This window comes from Mesorhizobium sp. WSM4841 (assembly GCF_055811515.1).
On sequence record NZ_JBVVQC010000004.1, the window covers coordinates 299281 to 315652 of the forward strand.

The 16372-nt window shown below is 64.6% G+C and carries 11 protein-coding genes; 7 read left to right on the forward strand and 4 right to left on the reverse strand.

Annotated features, from left to right (window positions below; translation table 11 throughout):
* Positions 1 to 153: 153 nt before the first annotated feature.
* The 7 genes from AC0L14_RS07115 to AC0L14_RS07145 all read left to right on the forward strand — a co-directional run bounded on the left by AC0L14_RS07115 (position 154) and on the right by AC0L14_RS07145 (position 12535).
* Positions 154 to 2718 carry a sensor histidine kinase gene (locus AC0L14_RS07115; RefSeq protein ID WP_473749018.1) on the forward strand — a complete coding sequence of 855 codons (2565 nt, stop codon included), beginning with the start codon at positions 154 to 156 and terminating at the stop codon, positions 2716 to 2718.
* Positions 2719 to 2726: 8 nt separating this feature from the next.
* Positions 2727 to 4238, forward strand: a complete 1512-nt coding sequence (tsaE, locus tag AC0L14_RS07120) for a tRNA (adenosine(37)-N6)-threonylcarbamoyltransferase complex ATPase subunit type 1 TsaE (protein ID WP_473749019.1) — start codon at positions 2727 to 2729, stop codon at positions 4236 to 4238.
* A complete protein-coding gene (locus AC0L14_RS07125) occupies positions 4235 to 5005 on the forward strand; it encodes a nucleotidyltransferase family protein (RefSeq protein ID WP_473749020.1) in 771 nt (256 codons plus the stop codon). The genes tsaE and AC0L14_RS07125 overlap by 4 nt, the downstream gene beginning before the upstream one ends.
* The gene (addB, locus tag AC0L14_RS07130; protein WP_473749022.1) at positions 5002 to 8121 is read left to right on the forward strand and encodes a double-strand break repair protein AddB; all 3120 of its coding nucleotides are present in this window, start codon (positions 5002 to 5004) and stop codon (positions 8119 to 8121) included. The genes AC0L14_RS07125 and addB overlap by 4 nt, the downstream gene beginning before the upstream one ends.
* Complete coding sequence (gene addA / locus AC0L14_RS07135; RefSeq protein WP_473749023.1) at positions 8118 to 11630, forward strand: double-strand break repair helicase AddA; 3513 nt, start codon at positions 8118 to 8120, stop codon at positions 11628 to 11630. Before addB ends, addA begins: the two co-directional genes overlap by 4 nt.
* A gap of 74 nt (positions 11631 to 11704) precedes the next feature.
* Positions 11705 to 12028 carry a thioredoxin gene (gene trxA, locus AC0L14_RS07140; protein WP_027152031.1) on the forward strand — a complete coding sequence of 108 codons (324 nt, stop codon included), beginning with the start codon at positions 11705 to 11707 and terminating at the stop codon, positions 12026 to 12028.
* Between the two features lie 225 nt (positions 12029 to 12253).
* Positions 12254 to 12535, forward strand: a complete 282-nt coding sequence (locus tag AC0L14_RS07145; RefSeq protein WP_065011517.1) for a cupin domain-containing protein — start codon at positions 12254 to 12256, stop codon at positions 12533 to 12535.
* 41 nt (positions 12536 to 12576) lie between these two features.
* On the opposite strand, the gene AC0L14_RS07150 is transcribed toward AC0L14_RS07145, so the two are convergent.
* The 4 genes from AC0L14_RS07150 to trpA form a co-directional block, all read right to left on the reverse strand.
* A complete protein-coding gene (locus AC0L14_RS07150) occupies positions 12577 to 12996 on the reverse strand; it encodes a VOC family protein (RefSeq protein ID WP_473484442.1) in 420 nt (139 codons plus the stop codon).
* Positions 12997 to 13058: 62 nt separating this feature from the next.
* A complete protein-coding gene (locus AC0L14_RS07155) occupies positions 13059 to 14384 on the reverse strand; it encodes a bifunctional folylpolyglutamate synthase/dihydrofolate synthase (RefSeq protein ID WP_473527116.1) in 1326 nt (441 codons plus the stop codon).
* Between the two features lie 125 nt (positions 14385 to 14509).
* Positions 14510 to 15436 carry an acetyl-CoA carboxylase, carboxyltransferase subunit beta gene (gene accD, locus AC0L14_RS07160; protein ID WP_473527117.1) on the reverse strand — a complete coding sequence of 309 codons (927 nt, stop codon included), beginning with the start codon at positions 15434 to 15436 and terminating at the stop codon, positions 14510 to 14512.
* A gap of 95 nt (positions 15437 to 15531) precedes the next feature.
* Positions 15532 to 16371 carry a tryptophan synthase subunit alpha gene (gene trpA, locus AC0L14_RS07165; RefSeq protein WP_473484439.1) on the reverse strand — a complete coding sequence of 280 codons (840 nt, stop codon included), beginning with the start codon at positions 16369 to 16371 and terminating at the stop codon, positions 15532 to 15534.
* Position 16372: the final 1 nt, after the last annotated feature.

The following is a 16372-nucleotide window of genomic DNA, read 5'->3' on the forward strand; positions in this document are numbered from 1 at the left end:
GCGATTGACTTTTCGCCCGGCTTTATTTTTGCGCTGATTGATTCTTCACGCCGATTCGCGCAAGCGCTATGGTGCTGATTCGCGGGTCCGGGGACGAGGGCCGACACCCGCATCAGGGCGGTCTTGCATTCAGGCGGCGAAGAGGACCAGGACATGCCGGGGGATTACCCGCCTTGCGCGGGACAGGCCGTTTCCGGCGGCCGCAACGATTCGGTGACCATGGGTTCCGCTGCCAGAGGCGGAAGCCTCTTATGGCGCGCTGGCAGCCGCGTCGGAAAATTGCTTGCTTCTTCCGCGCTCGTCGGTCCGCTGCTTGGCCTTTCGGCACATGCTGGACCCGCTGCTGCGTCCAAAACCGGGCTGTCGGTCAGCACGGTCGAGGTCATGCAACTCGCGATGTTTGTCGGCGTCATGGGTGCCGCACTTGTCTCGGCCATTTTCCTGATCCGCGAACGGGCGCGCACCTCGGCGCAGAATGTCGAACTCAGAGCCCGCCTGGCCGACGTCAACGCTGCGCTGCAGCGCTCCGAGGCGCTGCTCAACCTGCGCGGCCAGCGTGTCGTCGTATGGGCCTCGGAAAACAAAAAGCCCGAGCTCGTCGGGACATTGCCCGTTGAAAGCGGCGCTCCGGAAGACCGTGCCGCCTTCCTCGCCTTCGGCCGTTGGCTGATGCCGCGCTCGGCGGCGGCGCTCGAAAATGCCGTGGCGGGGCTGCGGGAAAAGGCGAAGCCGTTCGATCTCGTCATCGAATCGCAGGCCGGTGCGCCGCTCGAAGTGCACGGGCGCAAGAGCGCAGCACACGTGGTCGTCCGCTTCGTCTCGCTTTCAGAAACGCAGCGAAGCGAGGCCAGGCTGAAAATCGAGAACCAGCGTCTCGCCGCCGACTATGACACCATGCTCGGCCTTCTCAACGCACTCAGCATGCCAGCATGGCTGCGCACGGCGAACGGGCGGCTGAAATGGGTCAACCGCGCCTATGCCAAGGCGGTCGAGGCGGAAAACGCCGAAGCTGCAGTTCGCGACGCGAAGGAATTCCTGGGTGGCCAGGCGCGCGAAGCAATCGCTGCGCAGCACAAGTCGCATCCCGTCTTCGAGCAGGCGCTTTCCACCGTGATCGAAGGCGACCGCCGCATGTTCGCCGTGACCGACTTCGCTGGCGCCGACGGCTCGGCGGGTCTTGCCTGCGACACCAGCGCCATCGAAACCATCCGTAACGAATATGAGCGGACCGTGCGGAGCCACGCCGACACGCTCGATCAGCTCAACACCGCCGTGGCGATTTTCGATACCGACGAAAAGCTGCGGTTTTTCAACCAGGCGTTCCAGAAACTATGGGGTCTCGACAGCGGCTTCCTGCACAGCGCTCCCGACAACGCCTTGTTGCTCGATCGGCTGCGCAGCGAAGGCAAGATCGCCGAGCAACCCGAATGGCGGCGCTGGAAGGAAAGCCTGCTTGGCGCCTATCGCGCGGTCGAGTCGCAGGAACATTGGTGGCATCTGCCGGACGGCAAGACCATCCGCGTCGTCGCCAATCCGCAACCCAAGGGCGGCGTGACCTGGGTATTCGAGAACCTGACCGAGAAGATGGACCTTGAAAGCCGCTATCAGACCGCGGTGCGGGTTCAGGGCGAGACGCTCGACAATCTTGCCGAAGGCGTGGCCGTGTTCGGCCCGGACGGCAGGCTCAGATTGTCGAACCCGGCATTCGCAGCACTTTGGGGGCTGGACGCTGACGCCGCCAAGCCCAACATTCACGTCTCCACGATCCGCGATCTGTGCGACCGGCGCGCCGCCGACAGCCCCTGGCGCGGGTTCGTTGCCGCCATCACCGGTTTCGACGACGAGCGCCGCGACCGCCACGGCCAGACCGAGCTGAACAACGGCACCGTGCTGCGCTACGCGATGATCCCGCTGCCAAACGGGCAGGTGATGATGACCTTCGTCGACGTCACCGACAGCGTCAATGTCGAGCGTGCGCTGAAGGACAAGAACGAGGCGCTGGAAAAATCCGACCAGCTCAAGAACGAGTTCGTGCAGCACGTCTCCTACGAATTGCGCTCGCCGCTGACCAACATCATTGGCTTCACCGAGCTTCTTTCGCTGCCGTCGACCGGGCCATTGAGCCAGAAGCAGCGCGAATATGTCGAGCATGTCGGCTCGTCTTCCGCGGTCCTGCTCACCATCGTCAATGACATCCTCGACCTGGCAACCGTGGATGCCGGGATCATGGAGCTCGACATCTCCGAAGTTCACGTCGACCGGACCATCGCCGCCGCCGCCGAACTAGTTGCCGACCGGCTGGAAGAGCATTCGATCAGGCTCAAGATCGACGCGGCCACCGCGCCAAAGACGTTCCACGGCGATGAAATCCGCATCCGCCAGATCCTCTACAATCTGCTGAGCAATGCCGCGAACTACGCTCCGGAGGCGAGCACCATCACGCTCGCCTGTCGCTCGCTTGCCGAAGGCGTGGAATTCTCCGTTCACGACGATGGTCCCGGCATGCCGCCCGACCTGCTCGATTCGGTGTTCCGGCGTTTCGAACCGCGCACCAATGGCGGCCGCCGGCGCGGCGCCGGCCTCGGTCTGTCGATCGTCAAGAGCTTTGTCGAGCTGCATGGCGGCAGCGTCCGCATTGAGACCGGCAAGGACAAGGGCACCACCGTCATTTGTGCCTTTCCGGATACACCGTCCGGCATCCGCGCGGCGGCCGAGTAGCGCGCTCGATGACAGGCGTGGTGCTGGAGCGTTTTCTCGCCGACGAGGCTGCGACCGCAAGGCTGGGCGAGGATCTGGCCATGTCGCTGCGCCCCGGCGACGTGCTGGCGCTCAAAGGCGATCTCGGCGCCGGCAAGTCGAGTTTGGCGCGGGCGCTGATCAGGGCAATGACCGACGATGCCGGTCTCGACGTGCCGAGCCCGACCTTCACGCTCGTCCAGAGCTATGAGGCGCGTGTTCCCGTCCATCATTTCGACCTCTATCGCCTGTCCTCGGCGTCCGAACTGGACGAACTGGGTTTCGACGAGGCGCTGGCGCAAGGCGCTGCCCTGGTCGAATGGCCGGAACGGGCAGAGGCCTATTTGCCAAAGACTTCGGTTCTGATCGAACTGGTCCATCAGGACGACGGACGCCTGGCGAGATTGTCGGGACAAGGCGCTGCCGTCGAGCGAGCGGCACGATCGCTGGCCATGCGCGAGTTTCTCGAAAGAGCTGGCTGGGGTGAAGCGCAAAGACGCTATTTTGTCGGCGACGCCTCGGCCCGCTCCTATGAGATCGTCTCGCTGGCCGGCCTGCCGCCGCGCGTGCTGATGAACTCGCCGCGGCTAGTGCTCGGGCCGCCGGTCCGCGACGGCAAGCCCTATGCGGTGATCGCCCGCACCGCGCAATCGGTCGCGGCCTTCGTCGCCGTCGATCGGGCATTGCGGGCCGGTGGCGTCAGCGCCCCGGAAATCCACGCGCAGGATCTGGACCAGGGCTTTCTTCTGCTGGAGCATCTTGGCTCGGATGGATTTCTCGGCCAGCATGGTCAGCCGGCGGCGGAGCGCTACGCGGCGGCTGCCGAACTGCTTGCCATGATGCACGGCAAGGCATGGCCCGATCGCATCGAGGCCGCGCCCGGTGTGTTTCACGACGTGCCGCCTTTCGACCGCGACGCCATGATGATCGAAGCCGAATTGCTGCTCGACTGGTATGTGCCGGCGATATCAGGCGCCCCGGCAAGCGATGCATTGCGCGCCGGCTATACAAAGGAATGGAATGCGGTTCTCGACCGGTTGGAGGGGCGCGAATACACGCTCATGCTGCGCGACTTTCATTCGCCCAACATCATCTGGCGCGGCGAGCGTACCGGTCACGATCGCCTCGGCATCGTCGATGTCCAGGACGCGCTGATCGGCCCGTCCGCCTACGATCTCGCCTCGCTGGCCATGGATGCGCGCGTCACGCTTTCGCCTGAGATCGAGCGGCGAACGCTCGACGCCTATATCGCCGCGCGCCATAAGGCTGGCGCCTTTAACGAAGACGAATTCGTCGAGACCTATGCGATCATGGCGGCGCAGCGCAATTCGAAGATTCTCGGCATTTTCGTCCGGCTCGAAAAGCGCGACGGCAAGCCCTATTATCTGAAACACCTGCCGCGCATTCGCGATTATCTCCGGCGGGCGCTGGCGCATCCCGGGCTGGCCAGCTTGCGGGATTTCTACACAGTCCATGGCTTGCTGGAGGAACGGCCGCTGTGACAACACGCCCCAAAACCGCAATGGTGCTTGCCGCCGGGCTGGGAAAGCGCATGCGGCCAATCACCGACACAATGCCGAAACCGCTGGTCAAGATATCAGGCAAGACATTGCTCGACTGGAGTCTGGACAGCCTGACTCGTGCCGGCGTCGACAAGGCCATGGTCAACGTCCATTATTTTCCCGAGCAGATCGTCGCCCACGTCGCCGCGCGCCGCGCGCCGCGCGTCGTCATTTCCGACGAAAGCGAAAGACTGCTCGATTCCGCCGGCGGTATCGTCCATGCTTTGCCGGAACTGGGAGGGGCTCCCTTTTACATCGTCAATGCCGACACCTTCTGGATCGATAGCGGCGTGCCCAACCTTGCCCGCCTCGCCCTTGCATGGGACGCGGCGAGAATGGATATTCTGCTGATGCTCGCGGACCCCCAGTCAGCAACCGGACACAGCGGCGGCACCGATTTCCTAATGGCGCCGGACGGCGCCTTGCGGCGTTCGAAAGGTGACCCGACAGGCCTGATCTATGCGGGCGCGGCGATCGTCCATCCCAGGCTTTTCAAGGATGCGCCGGCCGGCCCACACTCGCTCAACGCCTATTTCGATGCGGCCATCGCAGCCGGCCGCCTGTACGGCATGGTGATGCACGGCCATTGGATCACCGTCGGCACGCCCGACGCCATTCCGCTTGCGGAAGCGGCCGTTGCCACCGCTCTTGCTGAGTCGCCCGGCACTCTTACCGAGTTGACCAGCGCTCTCACCGAGTTGAAATGAGCGGCTCCCGCCGCGTTTTCTCGATCCCGCCCGGAGCGCCGTTTCTGCCGACGCTGGCCGAGGCCCTGCTGTCAGGGCGCCTCGTTTCCGGTTTCAGCTTCGACGGCGACCCGCTGGCGCTGGCCGACGCCACCATCTACGTGCCGACGCGCCGAGCCGCACGGGCGCTGCGCGGCGTATTCGTCGACCGTCTCGGCGGCCGCTCGGCGATTCTGCCGGTCATCCGCCCGCTCGGCGAGTTCGACGAGGACGAAGCTTCATTCGAGGCCGACGCGTCGGCCGCCATCGAGCTCGCACCGCCGATCGCCGCGATCGAGCGCCTGCTGCTGCTGGCGCCGCTGGTCCGCGCCTGGAAACGCCGCCTGCCGGCGCATGTCGCGGCACTTTTCGACGAAGAGATCGTCGTGCCGGCCTCCGCCGCCGACGCCATCTGGCTGGCGCGCGACCTGGCTCGGCTGATGGACGAGATCGAGACGGAAGGTACGGACTGGACCAAGCTCGCCGATCTGGTGACCGGCAACCTCGCCGGCTGGTGGCAAGTGACGCTCGATTTCCTGAGCATCGTCACCGAAAACTGGCCCAACCTCCTCGAGGAACGCAATCGCTCCAACCCGGCCGCGCATCGCAATGCGCTGATAAGGCTGGAAGCAGCACGGCTGAAGCGCAATCCGCCGGCCGGACCGGTGATCGCCGCCGGCTCCACCGGGTCTATTCCCGCCACCGCCGAACTGCTTGCGGTGATCGCCGGCCTGCCCAGCGGCGCGGTCGTGCTGCCCGGCCTCGACCTGATGCTGGATGAGCCGTCATTCCAGGCAATTGCGGCGCCCGGCGCGCGGCCGGCCTTGCTCGGCCATCCGCAATACGGCCTGGCAAAACTGATCGGCAAGATCGGCGTGCTGCGCGGCGATGTCGAGGAGATCGCCATTGCCAAAAGGCCGCTCACGCTGCGCGCCGCCCTTGTCGGCGAGGCGCTGCGGCCTGCCGAAACCACTGAGCTGTGGGCCGAGACGCGCGCCGGTTTCGCCGCCGGTGACATCATTGACGCCTTCGTCGACGTGACGCTTCTCGAAGCCGCCGGCGAACGCGACGAAGCCGTAGCGATCGCCGTCGCGCTCAAACGAGCCGTCGAACAGCCCGGCCAGCGCGCCGCACTCGTCACCGGCGACCGCGCCCTGGCGCGGCGCGTCTCAGTCGAGCTCTTGCGGTTTGGTGTCGTCGCCGACGATTCGGGTGGCACCCCGCTCATCAACACGCCTGCCGCTGGCCTGCTCAGGCTGGCGCTTCAGGCCGCGTTCCGGCCCGGCGATCCGGTCGCCCTGCTGTCGCTGCTCAAGCACCCGCTGCTTGGCCTCGGCCTGGAACGCGCAAGCGTCCGTCATGCGGCGGAGATCATCGAACTGGTGGCGCTGCGCGGCGGCACCGGCCGCCCCGACATTGCATCGCTGCCTGAGCTCTTCGAGATCCGTCTCATCAGCCTGGGCGATGCCCGCCCGCCGTTCTGGTTTTCCCGCCTGACTGTGCGAAACATCGAGGGCGCCCGCGAATTGCTCATCCGCCTTGCCGCCGCGCTGGCGCCGCTGATCGCCTTTCGCAGTCAAGCCGAAACCGATCTTGCCGAATTGACCCGGGCCAGTGTCGTCGCGCTCGAAAGTCTTGGCCGCACCGCGGATGGCAGCCTGAGCGAGCTCTATGCCGGCGACGCCGGTGAAAAGCTCGCCGAGCTCTTGCGCGGGCTGGTCGCTGCCTCGGCGTCGTTCTGCTTCGCGGCGGACGAATGGCCTGACGTGATGGAGGCGCTGATCGCGCCCGAAACCGTCAAGCCGGCACAAGGCACCGACAGGAACATCGCCATCTGGGGTGCGCTGGAAGCCCGGTTGCAGAACGTCGACACGCTGGTCATTGGCGGGCTCAACGAGGGCGTGTGGCCGCGCAAGCCGGAAAGCGACCGCTTCATGTCGCGGCTGATGAAGACCGGCATCGATCTCGAACCGCCCGAACGGCGCATCGGCTTGGCCGCCCATGATTTCCAGATGGCGATGGGCGCGAAGAAAGTGGTGCTGGCGCGCTCCGCCCGCTCGGGCGACGCGCCGGCGGTGCCGTCGCGCTGGCTGCAGCGCCTCCTGACCTTCATCGGCAAGGACCATGCGGCGGTGCTTCGCCGGCGTGGCGATGAATTCCTGTCCTGGGCCCGTGCGATCGATGCCGGCGAAAGAAGAGACTTCGCGCCGCGACCGCAGCCGAAGCCGCCGCTGACTGTGCGGCCTCAGCATTTCTCCGTCACCGAGATCGAGACGCTGCGGCGCGACCCTTACGCAGTCTATGCCAGGAGGATTCTTGGCCTGATGCCGCTCGATTCGGTCATCCGCGACCCGGGCGCCGCCGAGCGCGGCACGCTGTTTCACGCCATCCTGCATATTTTCTCGCGGACAGTGGCCGATCCGCTTGTGCCGGAGGCGCTGGACGGCCTCATCGCCGCCGGCCGCCAATGCTTTGCCGAGGCGGCCCTTCCTCCCGATGTCGAGGCGGTGTGGTGGCCACGCTTCGAAAAGCTCGCCGCCGGCATCATCAAATGGGAGCGCGGCCGCGCCTTCGCCGTGACACGGCGCCACGCCGAGGAGCGCGCCGAGAAAACCGGCGTCGGCCAGTCCGGCGTGACGCTGTCCGGCTATGCCGATCGCGTCGATCTCCTGGCTGGCGGCATGGCTGACATCCTGGACTACAAAACCGGCTCCTCGCCGTCCAAGGCGCAGGCCCATACGCTGCTTTCGCCGCAATTGGCGCTCGAGGGCGCGCTGCTCAGGCGCGGCGCCTTCAAAGGGCTTGGCGCGCGCGAGCCGTCGCAGCTGGCCTTCATCAGGCTGAAGCCGAACGGCGAGGTATTCGAGGAATCCATCCTCGAATACAACCGCAAGCCGCGAACCGCCGCCGATCTCGCCGAGGAGGCCTGGGCGCGGCTCGAAAAACTGCTGATCCATTATGCCGACCCGACGACCGGCTATTTGTCACGCGCGCTGCCGTTCCGCGAGGGCGAGACCGACGGCGATTACGACCATCTCGCCCGCGTGCTCGAATGGTCCGCCGGCGGCGACGCCGACGACGAAGGAGGGGAGGCATGAAGAAGGCCTATCCCATCCCGACCGACACCGCCGCCAGCCAGGCAAGCGCCTCCGACCCGAAAAATTCCGCCTGGGTGTCGGCCAATGCCGGATCGGGCAAGACCCATGTGCTGGCCCAGCGCGTCATCAGGCTCTTGCTGCGCGGCACCGATCCATCGAAGATCCTGTGCCTGACCTACACCCGCGCCGCCGCCGCCAATATGTCGAACCGGGTGTTTTCGACGCTGTCCGAATGGACGGCGCTTGGCGACGCCGAACTGGCAACTAAGATAGCGGCGCTGGACGGTCGCCAACCCGATCGCGAAACCATGCGCCGCGCCCGCCGGCTGTTCGCCGAGGCGCTGGAGACACCGGGCGGGCTGAAGATCCAGACCGTCCACGCTTTCTGCGAATCGGTGCTGCACCAGTTTCCGCTAGAGGCCAACATACCGGCCCATTTCGAAATGCTCGATCCGCAGATGGAGGCGTCGCTCTTCGCCGCCGCCCGCCGTGACATGATCTCGGGCACGGCCGCCGGCGATGCAGGACTGGCCGAGGCATTCGCCACCATTCTGGAGCGCGGCGGCGAACATGGGCTCGACGCGTTGCTGACCGAGATCGTGCGCAAGCGCGACGGCTTGCGCGCCTTCATCAGCGCGGCCGGCGGCGATGGTTTCCGGGCGCTCTTCGACGAGTTTAGGTTTCGTGCCGGCATTACCGCCGAAGGCCTGGCGGCGTCCGTCTGGCCGCTGCCGGGCTTCCTGCCGGACTATTTCGTCACCTTTGCCCGCGCTGCCGAAGCCGCCGATGCCCGCATCGTGCTGAACAATTTGCTGCCCTACGCCCATCTTGCCTTCGCCGAGAATGATCCGGTTCGCCGGCTGCAATTGCTGGCAAAAGCCTTCCTGCGGGCGGATGGCGAGCCTTATGAGCCGGCAAAGACGTTCAAGAAAGCGTTGCTCGACCGATTGCCGGATCTTGCCGAGCGCTATCAGGCGGCGGCCGATGCCATCCTCGAAATCTCCGATCGATTGGCCTTGTTCAGGATGGTCGAGGGCACACTTGCCGCGCTGACCATCGCCGACTGGCTGATCGCCCGCTACGAGCATTTGAAGCGCGCCCGCGGCTTCCTCGACTTCAACGACCTCATCACCCGAACGGTCAATCTTCTGGCGCGGCCCGACGCCGGCCCTTGGGTGCAATACAAGCTCGACCAAGGCATCGACCATATCCTGCTCGACGAGGCGCAGGACACCAGTCCCGACCAGTGGGAGGTGGTGAAGCGGCTGGCCGAGGAATTCTTTGCCGGGCTCGGCGCGCGCGACAATGTTCACCGCACGGTGTTTGCCGTCGGCGATGAAAAGCAGTCGATCTATTCCTTTCAAGGAGCGGCGCCCGATTCCTTCGCCGACTCAAGGCTGCTGTTTTCCGGAAGGGTGCGCGACGCCAACGCCGCCTTCGCCGATCTCAAGTTGACCTGGTCCTTCCGCTCGACCGACGACGTGCTTGCGGCGGTGGACCGTGTCTTTGCCGACCCGGTCGTGCGGCGCGGCATCAGCCACGATCCCGATCCGCTGAACCACAAGGCGATCCGTACCGATGCGCCGGGCTATGTCGAGGTCTGGCCGTCGATCGGTGCCGACGTCGTCGACGAACCCGACGACTGGACACAAGCCGTCGACCACGCCCATGCGCCGGCGGTGCGTGTCGCCGAAAACGTCGCGGCGACCATTGCCGGCTGGATCGGCGCCGGCGAGATCATCGAAGGCCGCGGCAAGAAGCTTCGGCCCGGCGATGTGCTGGTGCTGGTGCGCAAGCGCGATCGTTTCGTCCATGCGCTGACGCGCGCACTGAAGCGCCGCGACATACCGGTCGCAGGCGCCGACCGGCTCAGCCTGCCCGGCCATATCGCGGTAAAGGACCTGATCGCGCTCGGCCACTTTCTTGTCCAGCCTGAGGACGATCTGTCGCTTGCCGCCGTGCTGCGCAGCCCGATTTTCGATATTTCGGAAGAGATGCTTTTCGCGCTCGCCGGCGAGCGGCCGTCCGGCCTCTCAGTGATCGCTTCGCTCAGGCAGCAAGCCGGCGAAAGCGCCGCCTTGGCCGCAATCGTTGCCCAACTCGACACATGGTCTGATGAGGCCGCATTCAAGCCGGTGTTCGAATTCTATGCCGGGGCTCTCGCCCGCGACGGCCTGCGCAAGAAGATGATCGCGCGGCTCGGGCCGGAAGCCGGCGACATCCTCGATGAGTTCCTGAGCTTCTGCCTGGCCGAGGAACGGACCGGCCTGCCGGGACTGGAATCCTTCCTGTCGACGCTGGAAAATGCCGGCCCCGAGATCAAGCGTGAAATGGACCAGACCCGCGACGAGGTTCGCGTCATGACCGTGCATGCCGCCAAGGGCCTGGAGGCGCCTGTCGTGTTCCTGGTCGATGGTGGCTCGGCACCGTTTAGCGACCAGCATCTGCCGAGACTGATGCCGTTCGATGGCTCGGGCGACCATTGGGACGGCAAGGGCTATCTCTGGCGCTCGGCCAGCGATGTCGCCAATGGATTTTCGCGGGCCGCTTCGGTCCGCGCTCGCGAGCTGGCCGACGACGAATACCGCCGGCTGCTCTATGTCGGCATGACCCGCGCCGAGGACCGGCTGATCGTCTGCGGCTATCACGGCAAGCGGGCACCGAACGCCGGCACCTGGCATTCGATCGTCAGCCGCGCGCTGGTCGGCGCCCGCGAAAGCATCGAGCGGCAGCACCCCGCCACCGGCGAGACCGTGCATCGCTTTCACGTGACAAAATTGCCGCCCGTCGCACTGGCGGCCGCCGAAGAGGCGCGGCAGACGCTACAGTTCGAGCCGTTGCCGAAGACCCTGTTCCAGCCCTTGCCGCCGTTCGAGGATCTGCCGCGGCCGCTGTCGCCGTCCGGTGCCTCGGCATTGATCGACGAGGCCAGGGAAGCGGTAATCGACACCGGCTCGCCGGTGCTGGACACCGAGGCGGAGCCTGGCTTTGCCGTGATGCGGGGGCTGGCGCTGCACAAATTGTTGCAGATGCTGCCCGGCATTGCGGAGGCCGAACGCCGCGATGCCGCTGAGCGCTATCTCAGGTGCGCCGGGGCGCAATGGCCTGAAACCGAGCGCGACAAGGCCTTGGCCTCGGTGGCAGCGATCCTTGCCGACAGCCGTTTCGATCAGCTGTTTGCGCCGAATTCACGCGCTGAAGTCGCGGTCATGGGCAGCCTGGAGGTCAAGGGCAAGCTGCGCTCGATCTCCGGCAAGATCGACCGGCTGGCGGTCACATCAGGCAAGGTGTCGATCGTCGACTACAAGACCAACCGGCCGGCGCCTGCAATCCTGTCGGACGTTCCACCGGCCTATGTCCTGCAACTCGCGCTCTATCGCGCGCTGCTCCAGCCGCTTTATCCCCGGCATGAGGTCTCGGCGGCGCTGCTGTTCACGGAAGCGCCGCGGCTGATCGAGCTGCCGCCGGTGGTCATGGACGACGCCCTTGCCCGACTCACGGGAGCGTGACACAACAGCTGCTTGAAGAAGGGCGCGACCACCACCACATTTGGTGCGACAATAACTCTCGAAAGGATTTTCGCATGGCCACCGTCAAGGTCGACAAGAGCAATTTCCAGACCGATGTGCTTGATGCCAAGGAGCCGGTCGTGGTCGATTTCTGGGCGGAGTGGTGCGGGCCGTGCAAGATGATCGCGCCGGCGCTGGAAGACATCGCCATCGAACTCGGCAGCAAGGTCAAGATTGCCAAGCTCAATATTGACGAGAATCCCGAGCTTGCCGCGCAGTTCGGCGTGCGTTCGATCCCGACGCTGATGATCTTCAAGGGCGGCGAAATGGCCGACATGAAGGTCGGCGCCGCGCCGAAGACAGCGCTGTCGCACTGGATCAATGGCAATCTCGCTTGATCCGACCCTGAATCTCTGCATTCAAGCCCGGCCTCGCGCCGGGCTTTTTCGTGGCGTCATCTACAGCGCCGCGCGTCCTCTTGGACGCGCAAAGGACGCTGTAGGACTTGATCTTGCGCATGACCCAGAAAATCGAATCCGATTTTCTGGGTCATGCGCTGGTCCGCCCTGGCACTCGCCACTTGCCGCCTCATGCTCTTGTCTGGCTTAAAGCAGGAGAACGACATGACCGGATCCGCCAAGGCCACCGTCTTCATCGACAATGAGCGCGTCATCGTCACCGAATACCGCTTCGCCCCAGGCGACAACACCGGCTGGCACCGTCATGGCCACGATTATGTCATCGTGCCGCTGATGGACGGCAAGCTCAAGCTCCTGACCAAGGACGGCGAATCCTTCGCCGAAATGAAGAAGGGGGCGCCCTATTTCCGCAAGGAGGGCGTGGAGCATGACGTCATCAATGCTAATGAAGGCGAGTACGCCTTCATCGAGATCGAGCTGAAGTAATCCACCAAGGCCGTCTCAGGCCGCCAGGGCTGGAGGCGCGGTCACCAATCCGCGATACGATCGCCTCCGACGAACTGTGCACTTTTCTCGGTATATTCAAACAGTTCTATCTTCACGTCGTTAGGATCGCGAATCCATGCCTGGTAGGTATCATCGCACGCGTGTTTCTTTGAAGTGATATCAACGCCTTTCGACCTTACGTGGGCGATCGCGGCGTCAATGTTTTCCACTTCGAGGCAGAAGTGGTTGATCTGGTTCAAGTCGCTATAGCTGGCCTCATCTTTCTGGAACACCTCGATGTGGCTGCGGCTGCCGCAATTGAGGTAGAAACCGAAAATCTTGCCGTCGCGCAGGAAGTTGAACTGGGTGTCCATGCCGAGGACGTCCCGATAGAAGCTTCGCGTCACTTCGAGGTCATCCGCGAAGATGCAAACGTGAGCGAGCTGCTTTACCTTGATCATGACTGGCTCCTCGCGGTGATCTGACGAAATCCGGCGTCATCGTGGCCTGGTGAACCAGCGCCTCAGACCGGCGGCGTGCCGTTTTCGGCCAGCACTGCGCCGGCCAGATAGAGCGAGCCGCTGATCAGGATGCGCGGCGGCGGTCCGTCCCACGTGTCGCGCAGCAGCATCAGCGCGTTGGCGACGGAGCTCACCGGTTCGGCCGACAGGCCGGCCTCGACGGCGCGGATCGCCAGTTCGTCATTCGGCACGCTGGCCTCGCTGAGGCTCACTGGTACCGTGTAGACATGCCGCACCAGGCCCTTGAAGGCGCGGAAATAGCCGCTCTGGTCCTTGGTGTTGATCATGCCGGAAATCAGGAACAGCGGCCGCGGGTTCTTTTCCTCCTGCTCGGCCAATGCCTCGGCGACGACCACGCCGGCGCCTGGATTGTGGCCGCCGTCGAGCCAGATGTCGGCGCCCTTTGGCGCCAGTTCCGTCAGCCTGCCTTGCGGTAATTTTTGCATCCGCCCCGGCCAGGTGACTTTGGCCATCGCCTTGTCGGCGACGCGATGGCTGATCTCGAAGCCCGCCGCCTTGACTGCCGCAATAGCCGCCGCCGCATTGGCGAACTGGTGGCGCCCCGGCAGGCGCGGTGGCGACAGGTCCATCAGCCCGTCTTCGTCCTGATAAACCATCCGGCCGTTTTCCTCGAAGGCGAGGAAATCCTGGCCATAGACGAAGGCGGCACAGTCGAGCCGCTCGGCGGTTTCGATAAGCACCTGCAGCGCCGTCTCGCTTTCCTGCGCGCCGATGACCACCGGGCAACCGGCTTTGATGATGCCGGCCTTTTCGGCGGCGATCAGTTCGACACGGTCGCCGAGATAGGATTCGTGGTCGAGCGAGACCGGCATGATCACCGACACCGCCGGCTCGCTGATGACATTGGTGGCGTCGAAGCGGCCGCCGAGACCGACCTCGATGATGACGGCATCTGCCGGATGTTCGGAAAACAGCAGGAAGGTGACGGCGGTGAGGATTTCGAAGACGGTGATCTTCTGGCCTTCATTGGCTTTGGCGACGCGGGCGATGGCGTCGGCGAAGACCTTGTCTTCGACCAGCCTGCCGCCGCCATCGGCGGCCAGCCGGTAGCGCTCATGCCAGTTCACCAGATGTGGCGATGTGTGGACATGGACGCGGTGGCCGGACGCTTCGAGCAGCGCCCGCGAAAACGCGGCGCAGGAGCCCTTGCCGTTGGTGCCGGCGATATGGATGACCGGCGGCAGATGGTCCTGCGGCTTGCCAAGCCGCTCCAGCAGCCGCGAAATGCGGTCGAGCGAAAGATCGAAGCCCTTCGGATGAAGCGACATCAGGCTTTCGATTTCGCGGTCGGCGGCAAGCGTGGTCATGGGAGAATCCTAGCGCATGACCCCGAAAATCGAAAATCGATTTTCGGAAAGGATCATGCGCGAAATCAAGATGCTACAGCGCCACAGATGGCGCGCAATCGCGGTTAGCGACGACGGATGTCGCGTCAGGCTTGCGGGCGTGCTTCCGCCGGGAGCGCGATCGGCGGCAGGATTTCCGGCTCCAGCGGCTTTTCTTCTTCCGGCAGCTTGAGCAGCATTTTCAGGAGCCGCGCGATCGTCTGGCGCATCTCCAGCCGCGACACCACCATGTCGACCATGCCGTGCTCCATCAGATACTCGGAGCGCTGGAAGCCGTCGGGCAGTTTTTCCCGGATGGTCTGCTCGATGACGCGCGGCCCGGCAAAGCCGATCAGCGCGCCGGGTTCGGCGATGTGCACGTCGCCCAGCATGGCGTAAGAGGCGGTGACGCCGCCGGTGGTCGGGTTGGTCAGGACGACAATATAGGGAAGACCGGCTTCCTTCAGTCGATCGACGCCGATCGTGGTTCTCGGCAATTGCATGAGCGACAGGATGCCTTCCTGCATGCGGGCGCCGCCGGATGCCGCGAACAGGATCAGCGGCCGCTTGCGTTGCACTGCGACCTCGAAGCCACGAACGATGGCGTCGCCGGCGGCCATGCCGAGCGAGCCACCCATGAAGGCGAAGTCCTGCACGGTCACCACCACCGGCAGGCCCTCGACGGTGCCCAGCGCATTGATGATCGCGTCCTCCAGCCCGGTCTTGGCCTTGGCGTCCTTCAGCCGGTCGGTGTAGCGCTTCTCGTCGCGGAATTTCAGCGGATCCTGCACCACCTTGGGGTTTTCGAGCATCTCGTACTTGCCGTCGTCGAAGAAGAATCTCAGCCGCTCTTTGGCCGAGATCTTCATGTGGTGGCCCGAGGACGGGATGACGAACTGGTTCTGCTCCAGGTCCTTGTGGAAGACCATCTCGCCGGTCTCCGGATCCTTGATCCAGAGGTTCTCAGGCATGTCGGTGCGCCGGCCGAGCATCGAATTGATCTTCGGGCGAACGTAATTGGTGATCCAGTTCATCGCGTCGGCTCCTGTCCTGACGAAGAGTTAGACCATGATCCCGAAAAGTGGAAACCGGTTTTCACTGGAGATCATGGTCAACCAGAAGATCAAGACTATTCGGCGGCAGCAAGGCGGGCCGCGCGCACGCCTTGCGAAAGCCCGCTGACCAGCGTGGCGACCGCCTCGGCCGGGTCGGCGGTCTTTTCACCCTTCGGCCCCAGAACATTGGCGACGGCATTGACGATCGCGGTGCCGACGACGACGCCGTCGGCCGACGCTCCGATGATGCGCGCCTGCTCGGCGGTCTTGACGCCGAAGCCGACGCAGACCGGCAGGTCGGTATGGCCCTTGATGCGCCTCACCGCCGCCGCCACCTTGCCGGTGTCGGCAAGCGCCGAGCCGGTGATGCCGGTCATCGACACGTAATAGACGAAGCCGGAGGTATTTTGCAGCACCTTGGGCAGCCGCTTGTCGTCGGTGGTCGGCGTCGCCAGCCGGATGAAATTAATGCCGGCCTTCAGCGCCGGAATGCAAAGCTCCTCATCCATTTCCGGCGGCAGGTCGACGACGATCAGCCCGTCGATGCCGCTGGCCAGCGCATCCCTGAGGAAGCGGTCGACGCCGTGGATGTAGATCGGATTGTAGTAGCCCATCAAAACGATCGGGGTTTCATCGTCGGTGGCGCGGAATTCAGAAGCCATCCTCAGCGTCTTGACCAGCGTCTGGCCGCCTTTCAGCGCGCGCAGGCCGGCCGCCTGGATCGCCGGGCCGTCGGCCATCGGATCGGAAAACGGCATGCCCATTTCGATGATGTCGGCGCCTGCCGTGGGTAGCGCCTTCATGATCGACAAAGCGGTGTCATAGTCCGGGTCGCCGCTCATGAAATAGGTGACAAGCGCCGGGCGGCCTTCGGCCTTCAGCTTGGCCATGCGTCGGTCGATGCGGGTGGTCATG